Source organism: Sphingomonas sp. CARO-RG-8B-R24-01, from assembly GCF_022662295.1.
GTDB lineage: Bacteria > Pseudomonadota > Alphaproteobacteria > Sphingomonadales > Sphingomonadaceae > Sphingomonas.
This window is the reverse complement of the sequence record NZ_JAKNQI010000010.1, coordinates 60004-79364: the sequence shown is the minus strand read 5'-3', so window position 1 is coordinate 79364 and position 19361 is coordinate 60004. Positions and strand designations below refer to the sequence as shown.

Sequence of the window (19361 nt, the reverse complement as noted above, 5' to 3'; positions counted from 1 at the left end):
CCGGCGCTGACGACTGGAGTGACTCGCCCGCGCAAGGCCGCCGGTTACATCAGAGATGCATTTCTTCGGGCGACCGAGGCGATCGATCGGTAAATTTTGGCTTAGGCGGATCGGATTGGAGCCAGCCAAGCCGCCGGAACCGCCAGTAGAGGAACGCGGAGATCGATCCCATCACGCCCATGAGGACCCAATATCCCCAGATCGTGTTCGTGCCAGGCATGTTCGTGAAGTTCATCCCGTAGATTCCCGCGATCGCCGTCGGAACGGCGAGTATGGCGGCCCAGGCGGCAAGCTGGCGCGTGATGGCCGATTGCCGTTGCTGTTCGAGCAGACTGCTCGCTTCCAGGGCCGCCCGAATGACGTCAATAAGGCCCGTGCTCATCGTATCGATGCGGATCAGGTGATCGAGAACGTCGCGGAAATAGGGCCTGGCTTCACTGGCCACGCAAGGCACGTCAAGGTTGGCCAATTTGTTGCAGACCTCGTTCATTCGGGTGAGGACATGCTGGAAATGGATAGTCTCGCGCCGAAGTTGAAAGATCCGCGCGATCTCGTCGCGATCGAGAGAATCGTCGAGAAGCCGCTTCTCCATGCGGAGGACCTCGTCAGCGATCGTCTGAACAACGGGAAAATAGTTCTCAACGATCAGATCGAGCACTTCGTGTACGACGTATTCTGGACTTTTGATGTTGCGCGCGGCGATGCGCTGTATGCTCTCCCTCAATCGTCCGCCAAACGCGGTTTCCATTCGACAGACCGTGATGACGCGTCCCTCGCTGAGGAAAATGCTCACGTCGGTATATTCGATTTGATCGCCGCATAGCTCAGCCGCTTTGGCCACGACGAACACGTGATCGGAATAGAAATTGACCTTCGCGAATTGAGTTGTGCTCATCGAGTCTTCGACCGCGAGCTCGTGCAAGCCATAAACGCGCTGCAGCTTACCGATACTCTCGCCTTCGGCGTCGACCACATCGATCCAGATGAATCCCTGCTGCGGCGTCTCGAGCGCCGTTTCGTCCCAGTCCGTCCAGCGGGGTGCAACCTCCTCTCCGTGGGTCGCGACAACGATGCTCAAATCCGACTCCTTTGAAACGCATCCGTCCGGGCAACGAGTTCGCAAACGCCCGGCGCGGATGCGAGCGACGTCATCACGACTTAGCCATCAAGCATCGCAGCGTATGCGGGATGTCTGGTGGCAAAAGCCGCCATGAAGGAGCATTTCGCGATTACGCGGCGACCCTGCGCCTTTAACGTCTCGAAAACTGCCTCCGCTAACCGGCTGCCGATGCCTTGCCCCGCATACTCGTTCGGAACCTCGGTGTGCCGAAGCACAACCCGACCGTCCTCGAGAGCGTAATAGGCCACCGCCGCCACCCCCTCAGCGATCGGCAACTCGTATCGGCTCATCGACTGATTGTTGATAAGTCGAGCTTCCACCGAATCCTCCTCCAAGGTGCTGGGTACCGAACAGCCTCATCAGTTGCAGCGGCATACATGGCTGAAACTCGATCTGGAGGGCATGACGGTTACATCTGGGCGGAGCTGGCCACCGGGCGCGGAACTCGTAGCGGAGAGTGTTAATGAACCCCGGGAACCTTCGGCGGGCCGTAATCGAATTGTTAGGTCGCCGGGTACCCTACGCAGTCTGGGCTAGAAGCACTCCGACAAGCGCATCCGGATCCAGTTGGAAGCCATCAAAAACGACCACGCCATCGGGCGCTATTACGACGAACCACGGAGTACCCCCGGTGCGATACGCCTCCATCACCGCCGGCACAGCGGCACCCGCTTGCGGTTCGGCGTGGCCGAAGGGAATTCTCAAGCCGTAGCGACGTTGGTTGCCCCGGAGGTGCTCGAACGTGTTGACGTCGAATCCCTCGAACACGGTTTGGATGGCCGCGAAGCCGACTCCTTTATCGGCCAGTCTTCTGACGAGCGCACCAAGGGCGGGAAATCCATGCGCGTGGCAACCAGCGCACCAGTCCTGAAAGAAATATAGAACTCGATACCCGTTCCCCAGATCTTCGATCGACATCGAGTCCAATTCGTCACCATTGCTGTCGATCCAGCGAACGGCCCGCAACGGCGGTGCTGTCAGACCCACGATTCCGTTCTGCATTTCGATCTCCAAGGAGGCCTTGCGGCTTTTGAGCGCCGAAGGGAGGAGCCCCCCAAGGGCGGTCTGTTATGCGGTTGCTTCACCTCGCCGCGGCAGCACCCAGTTTGGGCCAACAAAATGATAAGTGCAGCCGCGCGGGATCCGCTCGACAGCATCTATGATGACGGGACCGTCGGTTCGCAATGTTTCGCGCGAAGTCGCTCGAACGGTGAAGCCGGGCACCATCGCAACAGGCGCGCGACGATAGCATGATCGGGCTTCGGGTATGGCATGGCGTCGCGAAACGCGGGCACGCCGACGTTTTCGGCCTCAGAGGCAATGAGCCCGAGAGCTGATATGTCGTAGACGACCACCTTCACCGGCATCTTGCGGTGCCAGTGGTCAGAAGGTGGCCTATACGTCTGACCCTTTGAGCAGTTGGTAGCGTCTTGGGCCCGGATCTGACGCAATCCTAAGTGGTCTCCAGCACCGACGATCGATAGGTCTTGGGATGGTTTCATCCGGATGGTCTGTGCAGCCCGGTGCATTGATGTAACGGTCAGGGAGATTCGAGCGAGTATGCATGAAGCACCTATTCCAGGAGTTCCAGATGCTTGAAGCCGAAGCGCGGATCGCGACAGTCGAAGCCAGTCGCTACCTGACGGGGATTGCCGAGGCCTGGGTGCACACATATCCCGTGCGGTACGATACGCTTACCGCGGAAATCGAGCTTCCGGGGGGCGAACTTGTCATGACGGCAGACGGTGACAGCCTTTCGCTGCGCCTCATCGGCTCGGACCGCAAACGCTTCGATGATACCAAGGAGTCTGTTGCCAAGCACGTGGACCGGGTTGCCGAGTACGAGGCGGGCGTGCGGTGCGTCTGGCACGAGATCTCCTGACTGCGTGTGCGGCTTGCCCACGAGACGATCTCGTCTCGTGTCGAACCATGCTCACCTATCGGAGTACACGAGGAGAGCACGTCCGCGGCGTGCGCGATGTAACCTTCGGTCGCTGTGCATCGATAAGCGGGCAACTGTTCGGGGCCGATTGTCGCGGCAAACCGACATCACGAACGTTGGCGATGGGATCGAGGTTGTTGAAATGCGGGCATTCATCGACTTCGAAGCGTCGTCACTCGGCCGCCATGGATATCCGATCGAGGTGGCCTGGGTTCTAGAAAACGGCACGGCCGAGACATTTTTGGTCCGCCCGCTCGAGGAATGGACCGATTGGGACTCCGCAGCGCAGGCGATACATGGAATCTCGAGAGACCAAATACTCAACGAGGGCATCGCGAGCGACGTCGTAGCGAACCAACTGATGGCGGCGCTACAGGGCCATGAGGTGTTCGCGAGCGCGCCCTCATGGGACGGAAAATGGCTTAGTGTCCTCCTGCGGTCGGCGGGACTGCCCCGTCACGCCATTCGATTGATCGACACAGATCTTGGCCTGGCCGAACTCGCAGAGGCGCTTCTTGCCCCATTTTTGCCCTCCTCAGAAATACATCGCGCGACTAGAAAGGTCCTCGCTGAAGCGGCTGGCCGGTTCGAGAATCGTCCGCCGGCGCACCGCGCGCTGCCGGACGCGCGCCAGGAACGCGAACGCTGGCTCGCTGTCTCGGAATTGGCTCATGCGTTCGGCGCCGCACGATGAGCAGCACACCCTCGGGAAAGATAGGGTTAGTCATCGAGTGGATTGATATCAGAGAGCTGGCCGGTGGCGTAGCGCTGGGCCAAAGCTACCTCTTCTGCACGCTTGGCCAACATATTTTCCATGTCACTCTGGTCCGGCGGAACGGAGACGCTTTGTGTTGGTCAACCGGCGGGACGGCGCCGCAGGCGGCTTTGCTGCTCGACCGCGAGATGGCCATGGTCACCCATTTCGCCGAGCCCAACCTGCCAACGCCGACAGAGCAGCAACTGACAGCGGCCACGATCCGCATTGCTAACCTGGATGGACGCGGACTGGCCTATGAGCACGATCGCTACGGGCGCTGAGCCCGTCGCTCGTGCATCGCTGAAACTTTGGCGGCGTGATCGACGAGTAAGCCTAGTCAGGGCTGCCCTCTCGGGTTGCCCGACATCGCCATTCGAGTTTGTCTGGGTTGTACAGCGAATGAGAAAGCCACCGAGCGCTCCTTGAAGGGCCAGCCTAGCGGGTCATTCGGTGGTTTAGAGGATAATCTGCGGTTGGGTTTCGATGTCGTCGGCCTATTTTCCGGCCTTGTATCCTTACGGTGTCTGAAGCACGGCGATGAGGCCGAAACCGGAATGTTTGTCGACGCGGACGGGATACCAGGGCCAGAAATCGCGCAAGACCTCGGGGTGCGGATGGCCGTGCGTGAAACCCGGGTCAGACGAAAAGATGCTAGCCGCCGGCTTGAAGGCAGCGCCAAGGCCATCTTGCCAGTTCTCGCGGGAGCCGTGGTGCATGACTTGAAACAGCCCGGCTCGCGCTATCCGGCCAGCGGAGAAGAAGCGCTGCAATGCCGCGAGGCGGGCAGGATCGTCGACATAGCCGTCGCCGGTCGCGAGTTGCGCCAAATTGTCCTGGCCGTGGCGCCGCGCGAACGGAGCGGTCGCGGCGACAGCGTCGAACTCGATCCTTGCTCCGACCGGGCCGGAGTAGAGGAACAGGGAGATCAAGTTTGCGGGCGTCGAGCCCGCACCGAACGTATGCTGGTAGAGTTGCTTCAGCTTCTGGAGCGTGGAACTGCGCTGGGCAGGATGGTCCAGAAAGTTCTTCGCGAGGGCCTTTGCCTGGCTGACGAACGTCGGGCTCGTGAGCGGCTGCATGGACGCGTCATTGTAGGGCACGAATTCCCAAAGCGATGGCACGACGATCCGCCCTTGCGGCTGAAGGAACCGGACCTCGATATTTGTGGCCGGCAAGATTGCTGGATCGTCCTCGCTCCCCGGAGGCGGAGATCCATATTCCGGCTTTCCTCCCTCGATGCCGGGATCGGGATCAATTGGATCCTCCGGCCCAGGCACGACGTCGTCAGGACCGGCCGCCGGCACGAACACGACTTCGCCAATTCCCCCGCCGTCGATGCCGGCAAGAAAGGCCGCGGGGTCAAGATAGAAGCCGAAGGCGGCATCGGCCTCGGTCAGGCCTTCGCCGATGGCGATCAGAAGCCGTTGCCACAGGGGGATGTAGGGCAGCAGCAGAGTGCGAACCGAGACGCCCCGGATGAGCGCGACGATCCCATTGATGTGGTCCCTATCAAAGTGCGACAACACAACGACGTCGATGGGCTGGCCACCAAGCCTTTGCCGAAACCGGCGGATCGCCGCGTCGCGCTCTTTCGCGCCCGAGGACGAACCGCAATCGTACACCCAATTAAAGGTGCCGCTGCGCGCGCCCGCTAGCCGACCTGACCAGAAAAGCCCCTGGCCCACCGGCCACCAGGTAAGGTCAATAGTTGCGAGACGAGTCGGCATTGCGGTCTGATCCTGTTCGTCTAGGTCGGCGTGCTTGAGCGGACCGGGTCGGGCCAGGCAATCTGCCATGTAGGCGAGCGTTAACTCGAGCGGGGCGGGTGCGATCTCTGGCCAGAGTCCGTTTGCGATTTGTGAGATCAGGCGATGGTTCAGGTCGCGCCCGGGCCTGGTGAAATAGGAGAGGATCGCCTGCTTCGTCAGCTCGGGCCGCAGCGCCAACATCGTCTTGATCATCGCGATCTCGACAGAGCGCAGGGTGTCGGCGCCGGCCATTCACTCGCCGCGGATCACAGGAACCGTTCGCCGGCGTGGTCGGCAAACAGCTCGTGGTTGCGAACATAGTCGGAGAGCACCTCGAGCGATTTATGCCGGCTCTGCTCCCGCATTTTGAAGATGTTGGCGCCCCGCCGCGCCGCCTCGGTCAGGAAGCCGGCGCGCAGCGAGTGCCCTGCGACCTGCTCGGGATCGTAGCCGGCCGCCTGGGCGCGCGCTTTTACCACCAGCGCGACCCCGCGGTCGCTCATCGGCTTAGCCGTGATCCGCCCCTGTGGCGTCAACTTGCGGAACACCGGCCCGTCCGCGAACCCGGCGAGCGTCACCCAGGCGAGCAGCAGCTGCTTGGGTCGGATGCGACTGCCCTCCGGTATCGCGATCTCGGCGCCCGCGCCCTCTTGGTCGGTCTTGGAGCGGCCGATCAGGATGCGGATGCCCTCGGGCACCATCGCAACCTCGTCGAGCTGAAGCGCGACGAGCTCGGAGCGTCGGAACGCGCCGGCCATCCCGATCGCGAGCAGCGCGCGGTCTCGCACCGCTCGGGGGCTGTCACCCTCGATCCCGTGCAACATGTCGCGCAACATGTCGGCGTCGGCGGCGCGCTTCTTGCCCTTGCGGACGCCGTGTGTGCGGCGGATGCCGGCAAGGACGTCGCGGATCGCCTGCGCGCCGACGCATGCTTGCGGCGCGTCGAACCCCTGGGCGCGGTGCATGTAGCCGATCGCCGCGAGCCGACGCCCGATTGTCGCCGTCTTTACGCCTGCCTCAGCCTCGGCTGCGAGGAACGTCGCGACTGCGGCGGGCCGCGCGGGCAGAGGCTCGATGCCGCGGCTATCGCACCACGCGGTGAAGATCGACCAATCCGAGAGGTAGGCGCGGCGCGTGGAGGCGGCGCGCGACGCGGCGGCGTACCCCCGTGCGGCATCGACCTCCGCCTCGAGCACAGCCGGAAGGACCGGCGCCTCCAGCATCGGCGCGGGGCCGACGAGCGCGCGACCGGCGCCGGGTTCGTCAGCCACGGCCGCCGCCACGTCCGGTTCGCTGCTTGGTAGTCGGTCCGCGCGTAGTCCGCGAGTTGCCACGTGGAAAGGCGCGGCGCCGAGCAGCGCGCGCCGGCCCGTGGCTGGCTTGATCGCGGCCGAGCGCGAGGCTGACGCCGAGCAACCGCCCGAGCATTGTACGCCATCCGACCAGCCACCCGCGTTGCTTCAACGCACGCCTCCTTATGCCTTCGGTGATCCTAACCGGACCCTCGGAAAAGGTCACATTCTTTCTTCCGAGAATCAGCGTTATCGGAAGAAACATCGTCAGTGGCTGGGCAGGCTATAGGATCAAACGAGCTGACCCTTGAGCCTGCCGGCGCCCAGCCATGGCGCACGTTGCTGTCCTATCGGCCATGCGCCCCGGCCACGCCTGCTCATCGGCCGCAAATTGCGCGAGCACGTCACGAAACGGTCGAGCAGATCCTTTTACAGCAGGCCTGCGGCTCATCCGCAGCTCTGGTCGCCCCTGATATGATCCTGATCGGAGTGCTGCGCCCGTCATTACGTCCCTGTGGCGGTGGCCGTCGGGGTTGGCAGCGTCCCCGAGGTCCTGGTTTTGGAAGCCCGACAACACGTTGCCTCCGTATCAGAGCCACGCCAGTGGAACTCAGAGGTTCTGTACCTCACGTGAGAAGAAGTCTATGGTAGAACCTAAAGAGCGCAATCATCCGTCGGCTGCAGTCGTGAGGTCCGGAGTTCGCCTCAAACCCAACCCCTTCAAAACGGATCCCCAAATACTGGTTAAGGCTCTATAGTCGCGAGCATATGCTATTCTGCCTGGTACGCGGAGATGGACGTCGGTTCCCGCAGTTGATGTCGAGAACAGAAGCGTAGCGCCTATGTTGTCTGCTCGTTCGTGCATCCCAATAAGACCGAAATGGCCGGGCTTTCCGCTTTTTAGGATCGCTTCGTCTATCCCCGCGCCATCATCGCTAACGCGAACAACAAGACTCTGCCCATAATGGATTGTCGTAACGATCCGGCTACACCGCGCATGGAAACATGCGTTTCTGAAGGCCTCGACACCTATACGATAGACCTCGTCGCGTACAACGGGATGCAGCTTGCGGACGTCGCCTTCGCGGCTGAACAGCGCCTTTACTTTTCGCGCAGCGCTTTCCTCCAGTGCGACAACCTGAAATGCCTCCAGCAAGTCTCCGACACCTTCGGTCGAGGTACGCAAAGAGTCAACGACGGTTCGACCCTCGTCAACAGCCCGCCCCAGCCAATCGGACAAGCTTCTGAAGGTCGCTTGTCCCGATGCGGTCGTTTCAATCTGCTGGCCATCGTCCGCCAGCAACTTGCTCGCTAATACCGTCTGCATAAGTGTGTCGTGCAGATCCCGCGCGACTCGCGTACGCTCTTGCAGTCGGCTATCGAACTGGAGACGCAGCGCTTCGGCCTGCGCGCTGATCCGCCAGCGAACGACGAGCCAGATGAGACCCATGAGTGCGAACCCGCATACGGTCTTGAACAAGACTGTCTGCCACCAAGCGGGTGGCAGGGCGAGTAGTGAAGTGGCAGCCTCGGCGTCGCATACATCGTCTAAGTTGCAGGCCGACACAGCAAATCTATACCGGCCGGGCGGTAGATCGTTGTAGAAAGCCTGACGTCGATTGCCCGCGTCTATCCAGTCTTCGTCATGACCGAACAGTCGGTACTTGAACGTCAAATTGTCAGGGTGTCTATAACTAAGCCCTGTGTAGTCGATTTCCAGCCGCCGTGTCAGCTTTGGCAGAGTCAGACTCGCAGCCGGCCTCAACGAAAGACGATCTGCAATCAGCCCCTCTATTTGGGTTGACGGAGCGGCTCTATCGACCGGAACGTCCAACGGGTCAAACTTGTACACATAGTTGCTGCTCGCGAAATAGACTTGTCCATGCGGTCCAGAGAGCAATGACGCGCTGTCGCTTGGTACATAACCAAGCGACGCATTCGTTTTACCGACGCGAACAACATGCTTCGGCGTGTTGCGCCAGGCGTCAAGATCCCCTTTGGATATCTTGAGCAATGCACAACCCGACCCCAACCATAAGTTCTGGCGCGCGTCGAAGGCCAGACCGGAGAGGTCAGCACACGGAAGGCCGTTGGCTTGCCTTAGTGCCCTAACCTGTCCGTCCTTGACCCAAACTGCCCCGTTCGAAGTCGCCAGCCAAAACTCATCCGGTGCCACTGGAACGATTTGTCGTACGTGATCGCCGACCTTGCTGATTGGGCCGATTACACGCTTGAAGACGCCTCTATTGAAATTGTAGATCGTCGAGTCGCTCGCGGCAATCCATAGACCCCCCGCCAAGTTGGTTGAGATCTTGTCGATACTGACGTGCCGCGAGACTGACGGTATGGCGACCTGCTGCCGGAGCTTTCCATTCCGGAAGCGCCATAACCACCCTTGAGCATCTCCTTGCGATCGATCGCCCACTGCGACCCATACGTCACCAGCCTCGTCTTCTGCAAACCCAGCGACCTCGTCCGGCGGCCGACCGCTGTGATCTCGCAACTCACGCGGTTTTCGATCCTCGAACAGAAAAAGTCTGCCGTCGCCACCGGCCCAGACTGTTCCGCGACTATCGCCGAAAGCTGTTCCGAAAGCGATCTTAACCGGCATCTTGCGGTAGGACGCGGCGACCCCATTTTCCGTGATCCGATCGACAGCGAAGCCATTAAAGGCGTAAAAGGCCCCGTCGCGGCCTTTTGTTAAGCTGTTCACGTCATCAGCGGAGAGCCCCTCCCGGGCGCCGATACGTGTGACGGCTAGGGGGTAAAACTGCTCGACTCCTGCGGGTGTCACCACCCAGACGTCGCCTTCGTAATCCTGCAAGATGTCGGTCACGAAGTCACTGCCGAGACCGTCCCTGTGGTCGAAGCGATCGGAGTTTCCGGCGGCCAACCGGAATAGCCCATTGTCGCGGGTGCCGATCCAAAGGGCGCCGTGACTGTCGCTCAGCATTCGCCAGATATCGATCGTCCGGTTGTCTACATTCGGTATCGCCACCCGCCGCCAAGTGCCGCTCTCATGCTTCCAAAGGCCGCTGCTTCTACCTCCCGCTCGCACGCCGGCCCAAATTGCATCCTCAGGGCCGACCGTCATCGCGACGGCGTAGGCGTTACCTTGACCAACGTTGTAGGTTGCCGAGGGCCGCCCGCGAAGCCAACTGCAAACCCCCTTGCGACCACCCACCCAGAGCACCGACGACGATGTTGCGGTTATGCCATAGTCGCCGGAGCAGGTCAGGCCGTCCGCTTGTCCGTAGCAGCGCACGTCAACGGCGCCCACGGAACACAGGGCCTCGGCGCTCCGTTTGTGCTGCCCGAGGTTGCCGAACCAGACCTTGCTGTCGCGGTCTTCGATGAAGGGTCCCGGCGTCGTGAGCGCAGACGGGTAGTGATAAAACGCGCTCCCCCGAACGCGGCTAAGGCCGTTTTGCGCTCCGATGTATAGGCTGCCGTCGCGCGATCCCAGCAGGTGCACGATTTGCTTCAGCTCGGGCGTTTTCGGCGACGATGGAGTCCAGAGAGAGAACCGAACGCCGTCAAATCGGTAGAGACCGTCCGAACTGCCGATCCAGATCTGACCATCGGCTGTCTGAGCGATCGACATCGGCGGACTCTGAAGGCCGGCCTGTCCGACCCGCCAGATCCTATGGCCGTACTGGCTCAGTCGCTGTTTCGGGCTTAACGCTAAAGCTCCTTGATCCAAGACGGTCCCTGTCAAAAGCAGGGTGACGGCAAGTAGCGCGCGGCCGATCGGAGATCTGATCGCCTCCTGCGGGAGCAGCATAACGGAGCGTGCTCTTTGCCATGGTCGTGCTTTGCCAAAGCGCTTGCAGCGCAATCCATGCATATGACGTGCATCTTTGAAGTTTGGGGTCAAACCTGCCCCCTGTCACACGCCGAGACCGACATACTCGGATGATATATCCGGGGCCCCTGGCGAGCCAATACCCACCCCACGGTAGAAGCAAGAACTGCACGTTTACCAAATGTATCTATATTCATGCCATTCGCCCTAGTCGGATTGGCCGCGCTGTCGCGATAGGCTTCACCGCTATAGCCCCAAGAGGAAGGCGGTCGCGAGAGGAAACACCGAGATCCAATCCTGGGCAGAGTGTTGCACTCGGTGCGGGCGCAAAAGCGACGGCTGCCCGCGTGACAGGTGAGCCTGCCTACACAGCGGCGTAGAGCAAGCTCGAGGCCACCGACCGCTGAACCTGCGGGCAGTACGAGCCGCCTGTCCCGCGGGAAACTGCTCGGGCGTCAGATATCTAAAGGCCGGGCGCATGTGGCGGCCTTCAACTTATCCGGACGCACAGTTTGTGCTGGAAGGCAGTCTACGCGATGAGGGCCATCGGTTACCGCGTGTAACCGATGGCGCCTCCCGGCCGATTAGCCAGGCGACGCTCGGAGGCGGTACGGTCGGTTCGCCCATGCCACCACGGCGATCAGGCGAGCGGATCAGTGTAACCAAGGCGGGTGAGTGCGCGAATTCGAAGTTGGAAGACATGCTGGCCGTCGCTTTCGTCCCCCTGAGCCCGGCCAATAGTTTCCCGGAGTTGCACCGATCGTACCCGCTCGGCTTCTCCGCTCCGCATCCGGCCGGCTACCGTCCCTCCCACGCCGGCCGGATGCCTCGGAGCACGGCGGCGAACGCCGCCGCGTTCTGCCGATGACCATCGGGCCGACCGCAATCCCTATAAAGCCACAACGAGGTAATCATGGACAAGCAGAAGGTACGAGAGACGATGCTCCAACTGGAAGAGGCAGCCTACGACGCCTCCCGCCAAAGCTATCTGCAGTACATCTCCGCTGCCCGGCTCGATCGCACCGAACCGATCGAGAATGACGAGCAAGCGCAGGCCGAGTTCGCGCGCGACCTGTCGGAAGCCTTCGACCAGCCGATCCATGCGCATTCCGAGAAGCTCGAAAAGCTTCGCCGGATCGACTTCGCTCCGAAGCGTGCCGTCGACGAGGGGGCGATCGTGAAGGTGGCCGGTCGCTACTTCGTCATTGCCGTCGCCAGTGACAAGTTCACGTGTGAAGGTCACGAATTGATGGGCATCTCCACGGAGGCGCCGATCTACCAGGTCATGGCAGGCAAAGGTGCCGGCGATAGCTGTTCCTTCAACGGACGAACCCTCATCGTCGAAAGCGTCGAGTAGCAGGCAGTGAGCGCTGCGGATGCGGACGAGGATCTTGACCGGTTCGGCATTGGTGGCGGATGTCACTGGTGCACCGAGGGTGTCTTCCAGACGCTCAAAGGCGTCGAGTCCGTAGAGCAAGGCCACATCCGATCGCTCCCGCCCGCTGACAGTTGGGCGGAGGCGGTGCTCGTGACCTACGACCGAAGACAGATCTCGCTGCGGCTTCTGATCGAGGTCCACGTCCGCACGCATCGATCGACGGCGCCTAATCCGCTCGAAAGCAAATATCGAAGCGCCGTGTACGCGTTCGACACCAAGCAGCAGGCGCTTTGCGTCGACGCGCTAGCGGAATTGAGGTGTTCTTATTCCGAGAAACTGACGACTGCCGTTCTGCCGTTTGAGGCGTTCAAGGCATCTCCCGAACACTTCCGGAACTATTATCGCGTGGATCCGGACCGACCTTTTTGCAAACGCTTCATCGATCCCAAGCTTAGCGAGATACGCCGCGCCTTTCCCAAGTTCGTGATGCCCTGATGACTGGCACGCGAGCCAGGTAGCCGCTCTTCAAGGTCGCAGGTGAATTGGCACCATACGGCCTCAAGCGAATCGGCCACCCGGATCGCCTTGAGAGAAGTCAGGAGAGCAGGCTTCTCGCAACGGCGCCTGCGATCGCCCCGAACAGGGCGTGAAGCGCGAGAGCGACCGGCACCGGATTGAGGCGGGCGACTTCGCGCGAGCCGGCATGGAAAGCGCCGATGACGTAATAGTTGGCGAGCCAGATACCGATGCCGACGATCAGACCGGTGAGCACGTAGGCGCCGGTCAGGTTTTGCGCGATCAGTACGATCAGGACCCCGTAGACCGCAGAGAGCAGCATGTGGAGCAGCACGCCGACAACGGTGCTGGCACCGAGCGCTTCGATCTTCCTCGGTCGAGGCCCAAGGACAATGCCGCCGATGCGATTTGGGAGCGCCCAGAGGCCGCGCCCGGTCCCGGCCCCGTACAGCATACCCATCGCCGCGATCGCCAAACCACCGACGATTCCGCCAATCGCTCCTGCAGAAACTGGATTCATGTCCTCGTCCTCAATTTGTGGAAGGCGTGTTCGCCTGCCCGGGTGAAATGTCATCGGCTTCGCTTGCTAGGCGGCCGAGAGGCCCTGAACCTCCGGGCGCCTCTCGAGAGAGTCTGCCCCGGAGTGTGTTCAGGCATGCATTCCATCCTCGCTGCAGAGCTGCCGTCGGTTACCGGGTGGCGCAGCAGGTACCTTAAGGGAGGCAGGCTGAAGTGGCATCGCAGTGTAACCGCCGCGCGGCCATGAACGAGAATTGCGAGTGACCAACACGGATGAGCGGATCGATGCTTTCCTACTTTCTCGCCTTTATCTCTTTTAGTGCTTTTCGGCCCGATACTTCGCCGGGGTATGCGCACTGATGCCTAGTTTCGACGCGATAATCGTGGGAGCCGGGCAGGCAGGGCCGCCACTGGCAGGGAGGCTCACCTCTGCGGGTTGGAGCGTCGCTCTTATTGAACGCGATCTGGTCGGTGGAACCTGCGTCAACACTGGCTGCATGCCGACGAAAACGCTGGTGGCAAGCGCCTACGCCGCGCATCTCGCTCGCCGGGCCTTGGATTTCGGCGTGCTGACAGGGCCGGTTGCGGTGAACATGCCGACGGTTGCCGCACGGGCCGCGAAGGTGGTCACCGATGCACGCAGCAGCAACGAGCAATGGCTTCAGACGATGGAAGGACTGACGTTCCTGCGAGGTCATGCCCGCTTCACCGCTCCGGACACGATCACCGTAGATGGCGAGAAGATTACGGCCCCTCACATTTTCATCAATGTCGGAGGACGCGCGTACGTACCCGCCTTGCCTGGGATCAACGAGGTTCCACATCTCGACAACTCGGACATGGTCGCGCTCGATTTCGTTCCACAGCATCTGGTCGTGGTGGGCGGAAGTTATGTGGGGCTGGAATTCGCACAGATGTACCGCCGTTTCGGCGCCGCGGTGACCATCGTCGAACGCAGCGAGCGGCTCGCCAGGCACGAGGATGTCGACGTCTCGGATGCCATACGGGAGCTGCTTGAAGCTGAAGGTATTGTGGTGCGGACGAGGGCCAACTGCATCGGCTTTGCGGCGCATGAACAGGGCGTCGCGGTGTCCGTCTCCTGCGAGGCAGGCGAACCGGTAGTCGCCGGCAGCCACATCCTGCTTGCCGTTGGACGCCGACCCAACACGGACGACCTCGGGCTGGACATGGCCGGCGTCGCGATCGACGATCGCGGCTACATCATGGTGGACGATAAGCTCGAAACGAACGTGCCGGGGATCTGGGCACTGGGCGATTGCAACGGTCGTGGGGCGTTCACGCACACCGCCTACAACGACTTCGAAATCGTCGCTGCCAATCTCCTCGATGGCGAAGACCGCAAGCTCTCGCAGCGAGTGCCCGGATATGCGCTCTACATCGATCCGCCGCTCGGTCGTGCGGGCATTACCGAGGCGCAAGCGACGGCCTCTGGGTTCGACATCCGCGTATCCAAGCGCCCCATGACGCGCGTCGGCCGCGCCGTGGAGAAGGGTGAAACCAAGGGGTTCATGAAAGTCATCGCACGCAAGGACACGGGGAAGATCCTCGGAGCCGCAATTCTTGGCGTGGGCGGCGACGAAGCGATTCACGGCATTCTCGACATGATGAGCGCCAATCAACCGGCTGCAGCCCTCCGCTGGGCAGTGCCGATCCATCCCACCGTGTCGGAATTGATTCCCAGTCTGCTGGCGGACCTGGGGGTGTAACCTTCTAACGGTCTGTTACGAGCTTAGACCTGTAGCAGGCCGATGCCGGGCGGCATCGTGCCTGTTCGTGACTGGGCTGGCGATCGCTGCCGCGCGCGAGCGACGGTGGCCCGCCACGGAGGAGTTGATCGATGTTTTCTGTGATGTTCGAACTCCAACCGAAGGCCGAGGCCGGAGAAGCCTATTTCGGCAACGCCAAGCTGCTTCGGGCCGAATATGAGAACATAGACGGCTTCATCGACCATATCCACTATCGGAGCCTTCGGCGCGAGGGCTGGATCCTGTCACTTTCAAGCTGGAGAGACGAGAAGGCGCTCGTGCGGTGGCGCGTACGCGCCCACCACCAACAGATCCAGGAGATCGGTCGAGACGAGATTATGGCAGATTACCGATTTCGGATCGGGCAGGTTACCGACGATACGGCGGCCGCGGACGGGCTGCAGATGGTCAACCAACGGCTCGACGAAAGTGAGATCGGCGCCGGCGTGGCAATCACGCTCATCACCGCGCGGAACGACCCGGAATGGATCAAGGTGGTCACGGCGGAAGAGCTAGCGGAATGGCTGGGTTTTGATCCATTCTCAGAGGGCGACTGCATCGCCTGGGACGTCTACGAGGAGGTGGAGCGCCCGGGAGAGTTGCTACTGCTGACCTCATGGAAGTCCCACGAGGCCGCAGACGCCTTCAGCGCGATCGGGCTGAAACCTGATGACGCGCGGTTCCGGCGTATTCGGGTAATCCGCGACTATGGCATGTTCGACCGCCGCGAGGCGCCGCAGTACTTTGCGGACGCGCGGGGGCAGGAAACGCTTCATGCTTGAGAGCGCGATCGACTGTTCATTTCCGGTTTGAGGAGCAGGCCATGATTGTCACCAGAGGTTTCTCCGGCAGGGGGCGGGGCGGTGCTGCAGATCGCGACCGTGTTCCTCCCGGCCAATTTGTCACGCCGGATTTTCCTGTCCTTACGGCAGGTCCGACGCAACACACGTCCCTCGACGATTGGTCGATGAGTTTGGAGCATGACGGCGGGACGCTCGGCCGCTGGACATGGCGCGAATTCGAGCAGCTGCGGCAGACGGATCGCACGACAGACATCCATTGCGTGACCAAGTGGACCAAGTTCGACACGCGCTGGCGCGGCGTCACGGTCGACGAACTGTTGTCCGCAGCGGGCCTTGCCGCGGCCCCCGATCTCTTCGTGATCGCACATTGTGACGGCGGCTACACCACCAACCTTCCGGCCGCAGAACTCCTCGGCGGCAAGGCAATGATCGCTACGCATTACGAGGACTTGCCGTTGCCGGCGTCGCATGGAGGCCCTGCCCGCCTGCTCGTGCCACACCTCTATCTCTGGAAGAGCGCCAAGTGGGTCCGCAAGCTGCAGTTCGTGGCGAGAGACAAACCCGGATTTTGGGAGTCGCTGGGCTACCACAATTTTGGCGATCCCTGGCGTGAACAGCGGTACACGGGAGATCCATGAAATGGCGAATGAGCAGGCCCGGTGGCGTGTGGCGACCCTCGCGGAGAAGCGACGCGAGACGCCGAACGTCTGGTCCTTTTCCTTCGCCGTTCCAGATTGGCCTGGCCACCTCGCTGGTCAGCATGTCGACCTGCGGCTGACTTCCGAAGACGGTTACCAGGCCCAGCGGAGCTATTCGATCGCCTCGGCGGCGGGGCGACCGGAGCGGCTGGAGCTCACGATCGAGGAAGTCGCGGGTGGTGAGGTCTCGCCATTCCTCGTCAATGACTTCTCGCTCGGCGATGGGCTCGAGCTTCGTGGCCCTATCGGCGGCTATTTCACGTGGGAGCCCAACTCGGATCGGCCTCTGATGCTGATCGGTGGCGGGTCAGGAGTAGTCCCGCTAGTGTCGATGCTACGCACCCGTGCCGCTGCCGGAGCAAGAAACCCTGCGACCCTGCTCTATTCGGTCAGGACGATCGAGGATCTGATTTACCGCAGCGAACTCGAACAGTCGGTCGAAGGCTATTCCCATGTCCCGACGATCACGCGCGAGGCGCCGCCCGGTTGGACCGGAGAGCGGCACCGTATCGACCGTGCAATGCTAGAACGGCACGTGCCGCCGCCGAGCGCGATCCCTATCATCTTCGTCTGTGGCCCCACGCGGTTTGTGGAGACGGCAGCGGAGCTCCTAGTAGGAATGGGGCATCCCGAGGCTTTGATCAAGACCGAGCGGTTCGGTCCAACAGGAGAGAGTTGATGCCTGCGGACGAGTATATCGATGGTAACGCCGCCGCAGGGGCTCTCGGCCGAATATTTGCGGTCGACGTGACCGCAGCGATGCTGACGTGCGACGAGTGCGAGCGGAAGGGGCCAGTAGGCGAGTTGCAGCTGTACGGAAGTGGGCCGGGGCAGGTGCTGCGGTGCGCCTCCTGCGGCACTGTCAATTTAAGAATTGTCGAGATACGCGACCAGCTTGTGCTTGATCTGAGAGGATGCACGAAGCTGATTTTCACGTTGCCGGTCGCCGATACCGCCTGACTGCCAGGCGGTATGCTGCGCACTATTAATCGTACTGCGTCAACCCTTCGGCCGATCGGCGAAGAGGCGACGGAGCGGTGTAGTAGTCGTTAATCGGCGGCAGGGTGTGGCGGCGGAACGCCACGACCATCGCCTCTTCTCAGTGGTGGGAACTGTGGAATGAATCGCCTTCGGTTCTATCCGGCATCGCTTGACGCTCGCCTGCTTACGCCACTTCTGCACGGTGGTCGGGTCCCATACCGACAGGCGAACACCTCGCGCCATCTTTACTCCGCTGTATTGCTATCCTGCCTCAGTCATGACCCGGGGGCTGCCTCAGCCGCTCGGGCGCTCCAGGGTAAAACCCTGTCATTGGCGCCTCCCGCCGAGCATGGTGGTCGATCGTATCAATATCGCGGAATCGTACAGCTAGGTGTTTAGTCCCGGCATTTGGTGGATCGGATCGAGTGTGAATCGCTCTGGCTCGATTGTCCAGATTTTGCAGATGTATTCGAAGGGGGTGAGGCCCTTGCGCCGTTTCAGCGACGGGCCGGTTAATCTCCGTGCTCTCGCAGATTATCAGCACCAAGCCTGTAACATCATGTGCAGCATCGCGAGGAAGGTCGATGACCTACGGTAACCGGGGCGACTGTGTGGGATCATGTCGAAACCCGCCGAATACTTAATAATAGCGGCAGTCAACCTATTCCACTCCCGAATAGGCCAATCGGTGTTTTTGCAAGCAGACGACAGGGTTAAAAAGCATGTCAATAAGCGCAGGTGACGCAAATACACCGTTGGATGCGGTGGACGGAATCTCACTTGCTCGCAGACTTCAGGATATAACAGACCGTGAGCAGCGGCTTCTTTCTGCGCTGGACGCCGGCAGCGCCGGGATCTGGGATTGGAATATTGAAACCGGTGAATGCTGGTTTTCCGATGTATGGCTAATCATGCTCGGGTACCAACCGGGAGAACTCGCGGCTCACGTTAGTACGTGGGAGGCGCTGGTACATCCGGATGACAAGCCGCGGGCGGGCAAGCGGATCGAGCAACATCTCAGCGGCGCTACGCCATTCTACCAGTGTGAACATCGTCTGCGCTGCAAAGATGGCAGCTGGTGTTGGGTTCTGGCCCGCGGTCGCGTCATCAACCATCAGGAGGATGGGCGACCGCTGCGCTTGGTCGGCACCCATGTCGATATTCGAGATCGCAAGGAAGCCGAGACAAAGATCGCCTTCATGACGGCCGAAATTGCGACAGCTGCCGAACAATCGGCTGCCGCGATGAGCGATGCGGCCCGCACCGCAGCGGGTCTGATTAGCGCGATCGACGAAGTCCGATCCGAATTCAAGCTGGCCCATGCTGCTACCGTCTTAGCGGCGGATGAAGCGGCGCGCACAGAAGCAATCTCGCGCGACCTTTCGCTGCATGCCGAGGAGATCGCCTCTATCGTTACTCTCATTCGAGATATTGCGCGTCGCACTCAATTGTTATCTCTCAACGCGACGATTGAGGCAGCTCGCGCCGGCGATGCCGGTAAGGGCTTTTCGATTGTTGCTCAGGAGGTGAAGAGCTTGGCTAATCAAACGGCGCAAGCGACGGACAGCATTGCAGCCAAGATCGACGCGGTTCAAACCTCGACCAGAGCTGCCGTCAGCGCCAATGAGTCGATAAGAACCGGCGTTGCGGGAGTTATCGAATGCGCTATCCGTCTTAGATCGACCTTTGCGGAACAATCGGAGAAGGTGACGATAATCACAGCCGCGGTCGATGAAACGGCGATGACCGCCAAATCGATGTCTGACACCATCTCCGCAATACGCTCTAGTTCGATAGCGGCGATTTCGGACGTAAGTCACGCAATACCGAAATCGATTCAATAGATCGCAGACTATGGGCACCGAGAAATGCTTCAATCACGAGCAGGATGGAGCGGCAACGGTGTTACCTATTGAAATCGAAATCCGGCGACCGGATCTGGTGGATCCGCGCGGGGCGACTTTTGCGCTACCATATCTGGAGCAAACTTTCTGAGGTGCGCACGGAAGGGCGTTCTGAACCGCGCCGGGTTTGCC

At 61.1% G+C, this 19361-nt stretch carries 18 protein-coding genes and 1 pseudogene; 11 read left to right on the top strand and 8 right to left on the bottom strand.

Annotated features, from left to right (window positions below; all coding sequences use genetic code 11):
* Positions 1 to 49: 49 nt before the first annotated feature.
* From L8G49_RS17975 to L8G49_RS17965, 3 genes are all read right to left on the bottom strand, one after another.
* Complete coding sequence (locus L8G49_RS17975; RefSeq protein WP_242187112.1) at positions 50 to 1078, bottom strand: magnesium and cobalt transport protein CorA; 1029 nt, start codon at positions 1076 to 1078, stop codon at positions 50 to 52.
* 80 nt (positions 1079 to 1158) lie between these two features.
* On the bottom strand, positions 1159 to 1440 hold the full coding sequence (locus L8G49_RS17970) for a GNAT family N-acetyltransferase (protein WP_242187111.1): 282 nt from the start codon (positions 1438 to 1440) through the stop codon (positions 1159 to 1161).
* Positions 1441 to 1639: 199 nt separating this feature from the next.
* Positions 1640 to 2134 carry a TlpA family protein disulfide reductase gene (locus L8G49_RS17965; RefSeq protein ID WP_242187110.1) on the bottom strand — a complete coding sequence of 165 codons (495 nt, stop codon included), beginning with the start codon at positions 2132 to 2134 and terminating at the stop codon, positions 1640 to 1642.
* A gap of 550 nt (positions 2135 to 2684) precedes the next feature.
* On the opposite strand from L8G49_RS17965, the gene L8G49_RS17960 reads away from it, so the two are divergent.
* The 3 genes from L8G49_RS17960 (at position 2685) to L8G49_RS17950 (ending at position 4100) form a co-directional block, all read left to right on the top strand.
* Positions 2685 to 3002 (top strand): DUF2218 domain-containing protein, encoded by a 318-nt coding sequence (locus L8G49_RS17960; protein ID WP_242187109.1) that lies wholly within the window; start codon positions 2685 to 2687, stop codon positions 3000 to 3002.
* 148 nt (positions 3003 to 3150) lie between these two features.
* On the top strand, positions 3151 to 3756 hold the full coding sequence (locus tag L8G49_RS17955) for a transcriptional regulator (RefSeq protein WP_242187108.1): 606 nt from the start codon (positions 3151 to 3153) through the stop codon (positions 3754 to 3756).
* Positions 3753 to 4100, top strand: coding sequence for a hypothetical protein (locus L8G49_RS17950; RefSeq protein WP_242187106.1), 348 nt, complete (start codon positions 3753 to 3755; stop codon positions 4098 to 4100). The genes L8G49_RS17955 and L8G49_RS17950 overlap by 4 nt, the downstream gene beginning before the upstream one ends.
* Positions 4101 to 4334: 234 nt before the next feature.
* Here the strand turns inward: L8G49_RS17950 and L8G49_RS17945 are convergent, their stop codons facing one another.
* From L8G49_RS17945 to L8G49_RS17935, 3 genes are all read right to left on the bottom strand, one after another.
* A complete protein-coding gene (locus L8G49_RS17945; RefSeq protein WP_242187104.1) occupies positions 4335 to 5819 on the bottom strand; it encodes a hypothetical protein in 1485 nt (494 codons plus the stop codon).
* A 14-nt stretch (positions 5820 to 5833) separates the two neighbouring features.
* Positions 5834 to 6838 carry a site-specific integrase gene (locus L8G49_RS17940; RefSeq protein ID WP_242187103.1) on the bottom strand — a complete coding sequence of 335 codons (1005 nt, stop codon included), beginning with the start codon at positions 6836 to 6838 and terminating at the stop codon, positions 5834 to 5836.
* 688 nt (positions 6839 to 7526) lie between these two features.
* Positions 7527 to 10643 (bottom strand): sensor histidine kinase, encoded by a 3117-nt coding sequence (locus L8G49_RS17935; RefSeq protein ID WP_242187101.1) that lies wholly within the window; start codon positions 10641 to 10643, stop codon positions 7527 to 7529.
* A 934-nt stretch (positions 10644 to 11577) separates the two neighbouring features.
* On the opposite strand from L8G49_RS17935, the gene L8G49_RS17930 reads away from it, so the two are divergent.
* A complete protein-coding gene (locus tag L8G49_RS17930; protein WP_242187099.1) occupies positions 11578 to 12021 on the top strand; it encodes a hypothetical protein in 444 nt (147 codons plus the stop codon).
* Between the two features lie 6 nt (positions 12022 to 12027).
* A complete protein-coding gene (locus L8G49_RS17925; RefSeq protein WP_242187097.1) occupies positions 12028 to 12537 on the top strand; it encodes a peptide-methionine (S)-S-oxide reductase in 510 nt (169 codons plus the stop codon).
* A 100-nt stretch (positions 12538 to 12637) separates the two neighbouring features.
* Here L8G49_RS17925 and L8G49_RS17920 read toward each other — a convergent pair whose 3' ends face one another.
* On the bottom strand, positions 12638 to 13132 hold the full coding sequence (locus L8G49_RS17920; RefSeq protein ID WP_242187095.1) for a hypothetical protein: 495 nt from the start codon (positions 13130 to 13132) through the stop codon (positions 12638 to 12640).
* Between the two features lie 304 nt (positions 13133 to 13436).
* On the opposite strand from L8G49_RS17920, the gene L8G49_RS17915 reads away from it, so the two are divergent.
* From L8G49_RS17915 to L8G49_RS17895, 5 genes are all read left to right on the top strand, one after another.
* Positions 13437 to 14804: an FAD-containing oxidoreductase gene (locus tag L8G49_RS17915; RefSeq protein WP_347272081.1), complete on the top strand. Its 1368-nt coding sequence runs from the start codon at positions 13437 to 13439 to the stop codon at positions 14802 to 14804.
* 131 nt (positions 14805 to 14935) lie between these two features.
* Complete coding sequence (locus L8G49_RS17910; RefSeq protein ID WP_242187094.1) at positions 14936 to 15625, top strand: antibiotic biosynthesis monooxygenase; 690 nt, start codon at positions 14936 to 14938, stop codon at positions 15623 to 15625.
* A gap of 41 nt (positions 15626 to 15666) precedes the next feature.
* Positions 15667 to 16284 carry a molybdopterin-dependent oxidoreductase gene (locus tag L8G49_RS17905; protein ID WP_242187093.1) on the top strand — a complete coding sequence of 206 codons (618 nt, stop codon included), beginning with the start codon at positions 15667 to 15669 and terminating at the stop codon, positions 16282 to 16284.
* 1 nt (position 16285) lies between these two features.
* Positions 16286 to 17023: a ferredoxin reductase gene (locus L8G49_RS17900; protein ID WP_242187092.1), complete on the top strand. Its 738-nt coding sequence runs from the start codon at positions 16286 to 16288 to the stop codon at positions 17021 to 17023.
* Positions 17023 to 17304 (top strand): DUF6510 family protein, encoded by a 282-nt coding sequence (locus L8G49_RS17895; protein ID WP_242187091.1) that lies wholly within the window; start codon positions 17023 to 17025, stop codon positions 17302 to 17304. Before L8G49_RS17900 ends, L8G49_RS17895 begins: the two co-directional genes overlap by 1 nt.
* Before the next feature lie 408 nt (positions 17305 to 17712).
* On the opposite strand, the pseudogene L8G49_RS17890 reads toward L8G49_RS17895, so the two are convergent.
* Positions 17713 to 17826: pseudogene (locus L8G49_RS17890) on the bottom strand (IS481 family transposase); the annotation flags it as partial.
* A 221-nt stretch (positions 17827 to 18047) separates the two neighbouring features.
* On the opposite strand from L8G49_RS17890, the gene L8G49_RS21045 reads away from it, so the two are divergent.
* The gene (locus tag L8G49_RS21045; protein WP_277923352.1) at positions 18048 to 19169 is read left to right on the top strand and encodes a methyl-accepting chemotaxis protein; all 1122 of its coding nucleotides are present in this window, start codon (positions 18048 to 18050) and stop codon (positions 19167 to 19169) included.
* The last annotated feature ends 192 nt before the right edge of the window (positions 19170 to 19361 follow it).

Coding starts and splice junctions, on each gene's coding strand:
- L8G49_RS17930 (WP_242187099.1), top strand. CDS start 11,578: ATGGACAAGCAGAAGGTACGAGAGACGATGCTCCAACTGGAAGAGGCA.
- L8G49_RS17935 (WP_242187101.1), bottom strand. CDS start 10,643: ATGCTGCTCCCGCAGGAGGCGATCAGATCTCCGATCGGCCGCGCGCTA.
- L8G49_RS17945 (WP_242187104.1), bottom strand. CDS start 5,819: ATGGCCGGCGCCGACACCCTGCGCTCTGTCGAGATCGCGATGATCAAG.
- L8G49_RS17950 (WP_242187106.1), top strand. CDS start 3,753: ATGAGCAGCACACCCTCGGGAAAGATAGGGTTAGTCATCGAGTGGATT.
- L8G49_RS21045 (WP_277923352.1), top strand. CDS start 18,048: ATGTCAATAAGCGCAGGTGACGCAAATACACCGTTGGATGCGGTGGAC.
- L8G49_RS17895 (WP_242187091.1), top strand. CDS start 17,023: ATGCCTGCGGACGAGTATATCGATGGTAACGCCGCCGCAGGGGCTCTC.
- L8G49_RS17915 (WP_347272081.1), top strand. CDS start 13,437: ATGCCTAGTTTCGACGCGATAATCGTGGGAGCCGGGCAGGCAGGGCCG.
- L8G49_RS17920 (WP_242187095.1), bottom strand. CDS start 13,132: ATGACATTTCACCCGGGCAGGCGAACACGCCTTCCACAAATTGAGGAC.
- L8G49_RS17960 (WP_242187109.1), top strand. CDS start 2,685: ATGAAGCACCTATTCCAGGAGTTCCAGATGCTTGAAGCCGAAGCGCGG.
- L8G49_RS17900 (WP_242187092.1), top strand. CDS start 16,286: ATGGCGAATGAGCAGGCCCGGTGGCGTGTGGCGACCCTCGCGGAGAAG.
- L8G49_RS17910 (WP_242187094.1), top strand. CDS start 14,936: ATGTTTTCTGTGATGTTCGAACTCCAACCGAAGGCCGAGGCCGGAGAA.
- L8G49_RS17905 (WP_242187093.1), top strand. CDS start 15,667: ATGATTGTCACCAGAGGTTTCTCCGGCAGGGGGCGGGGCGGTGCTGCA.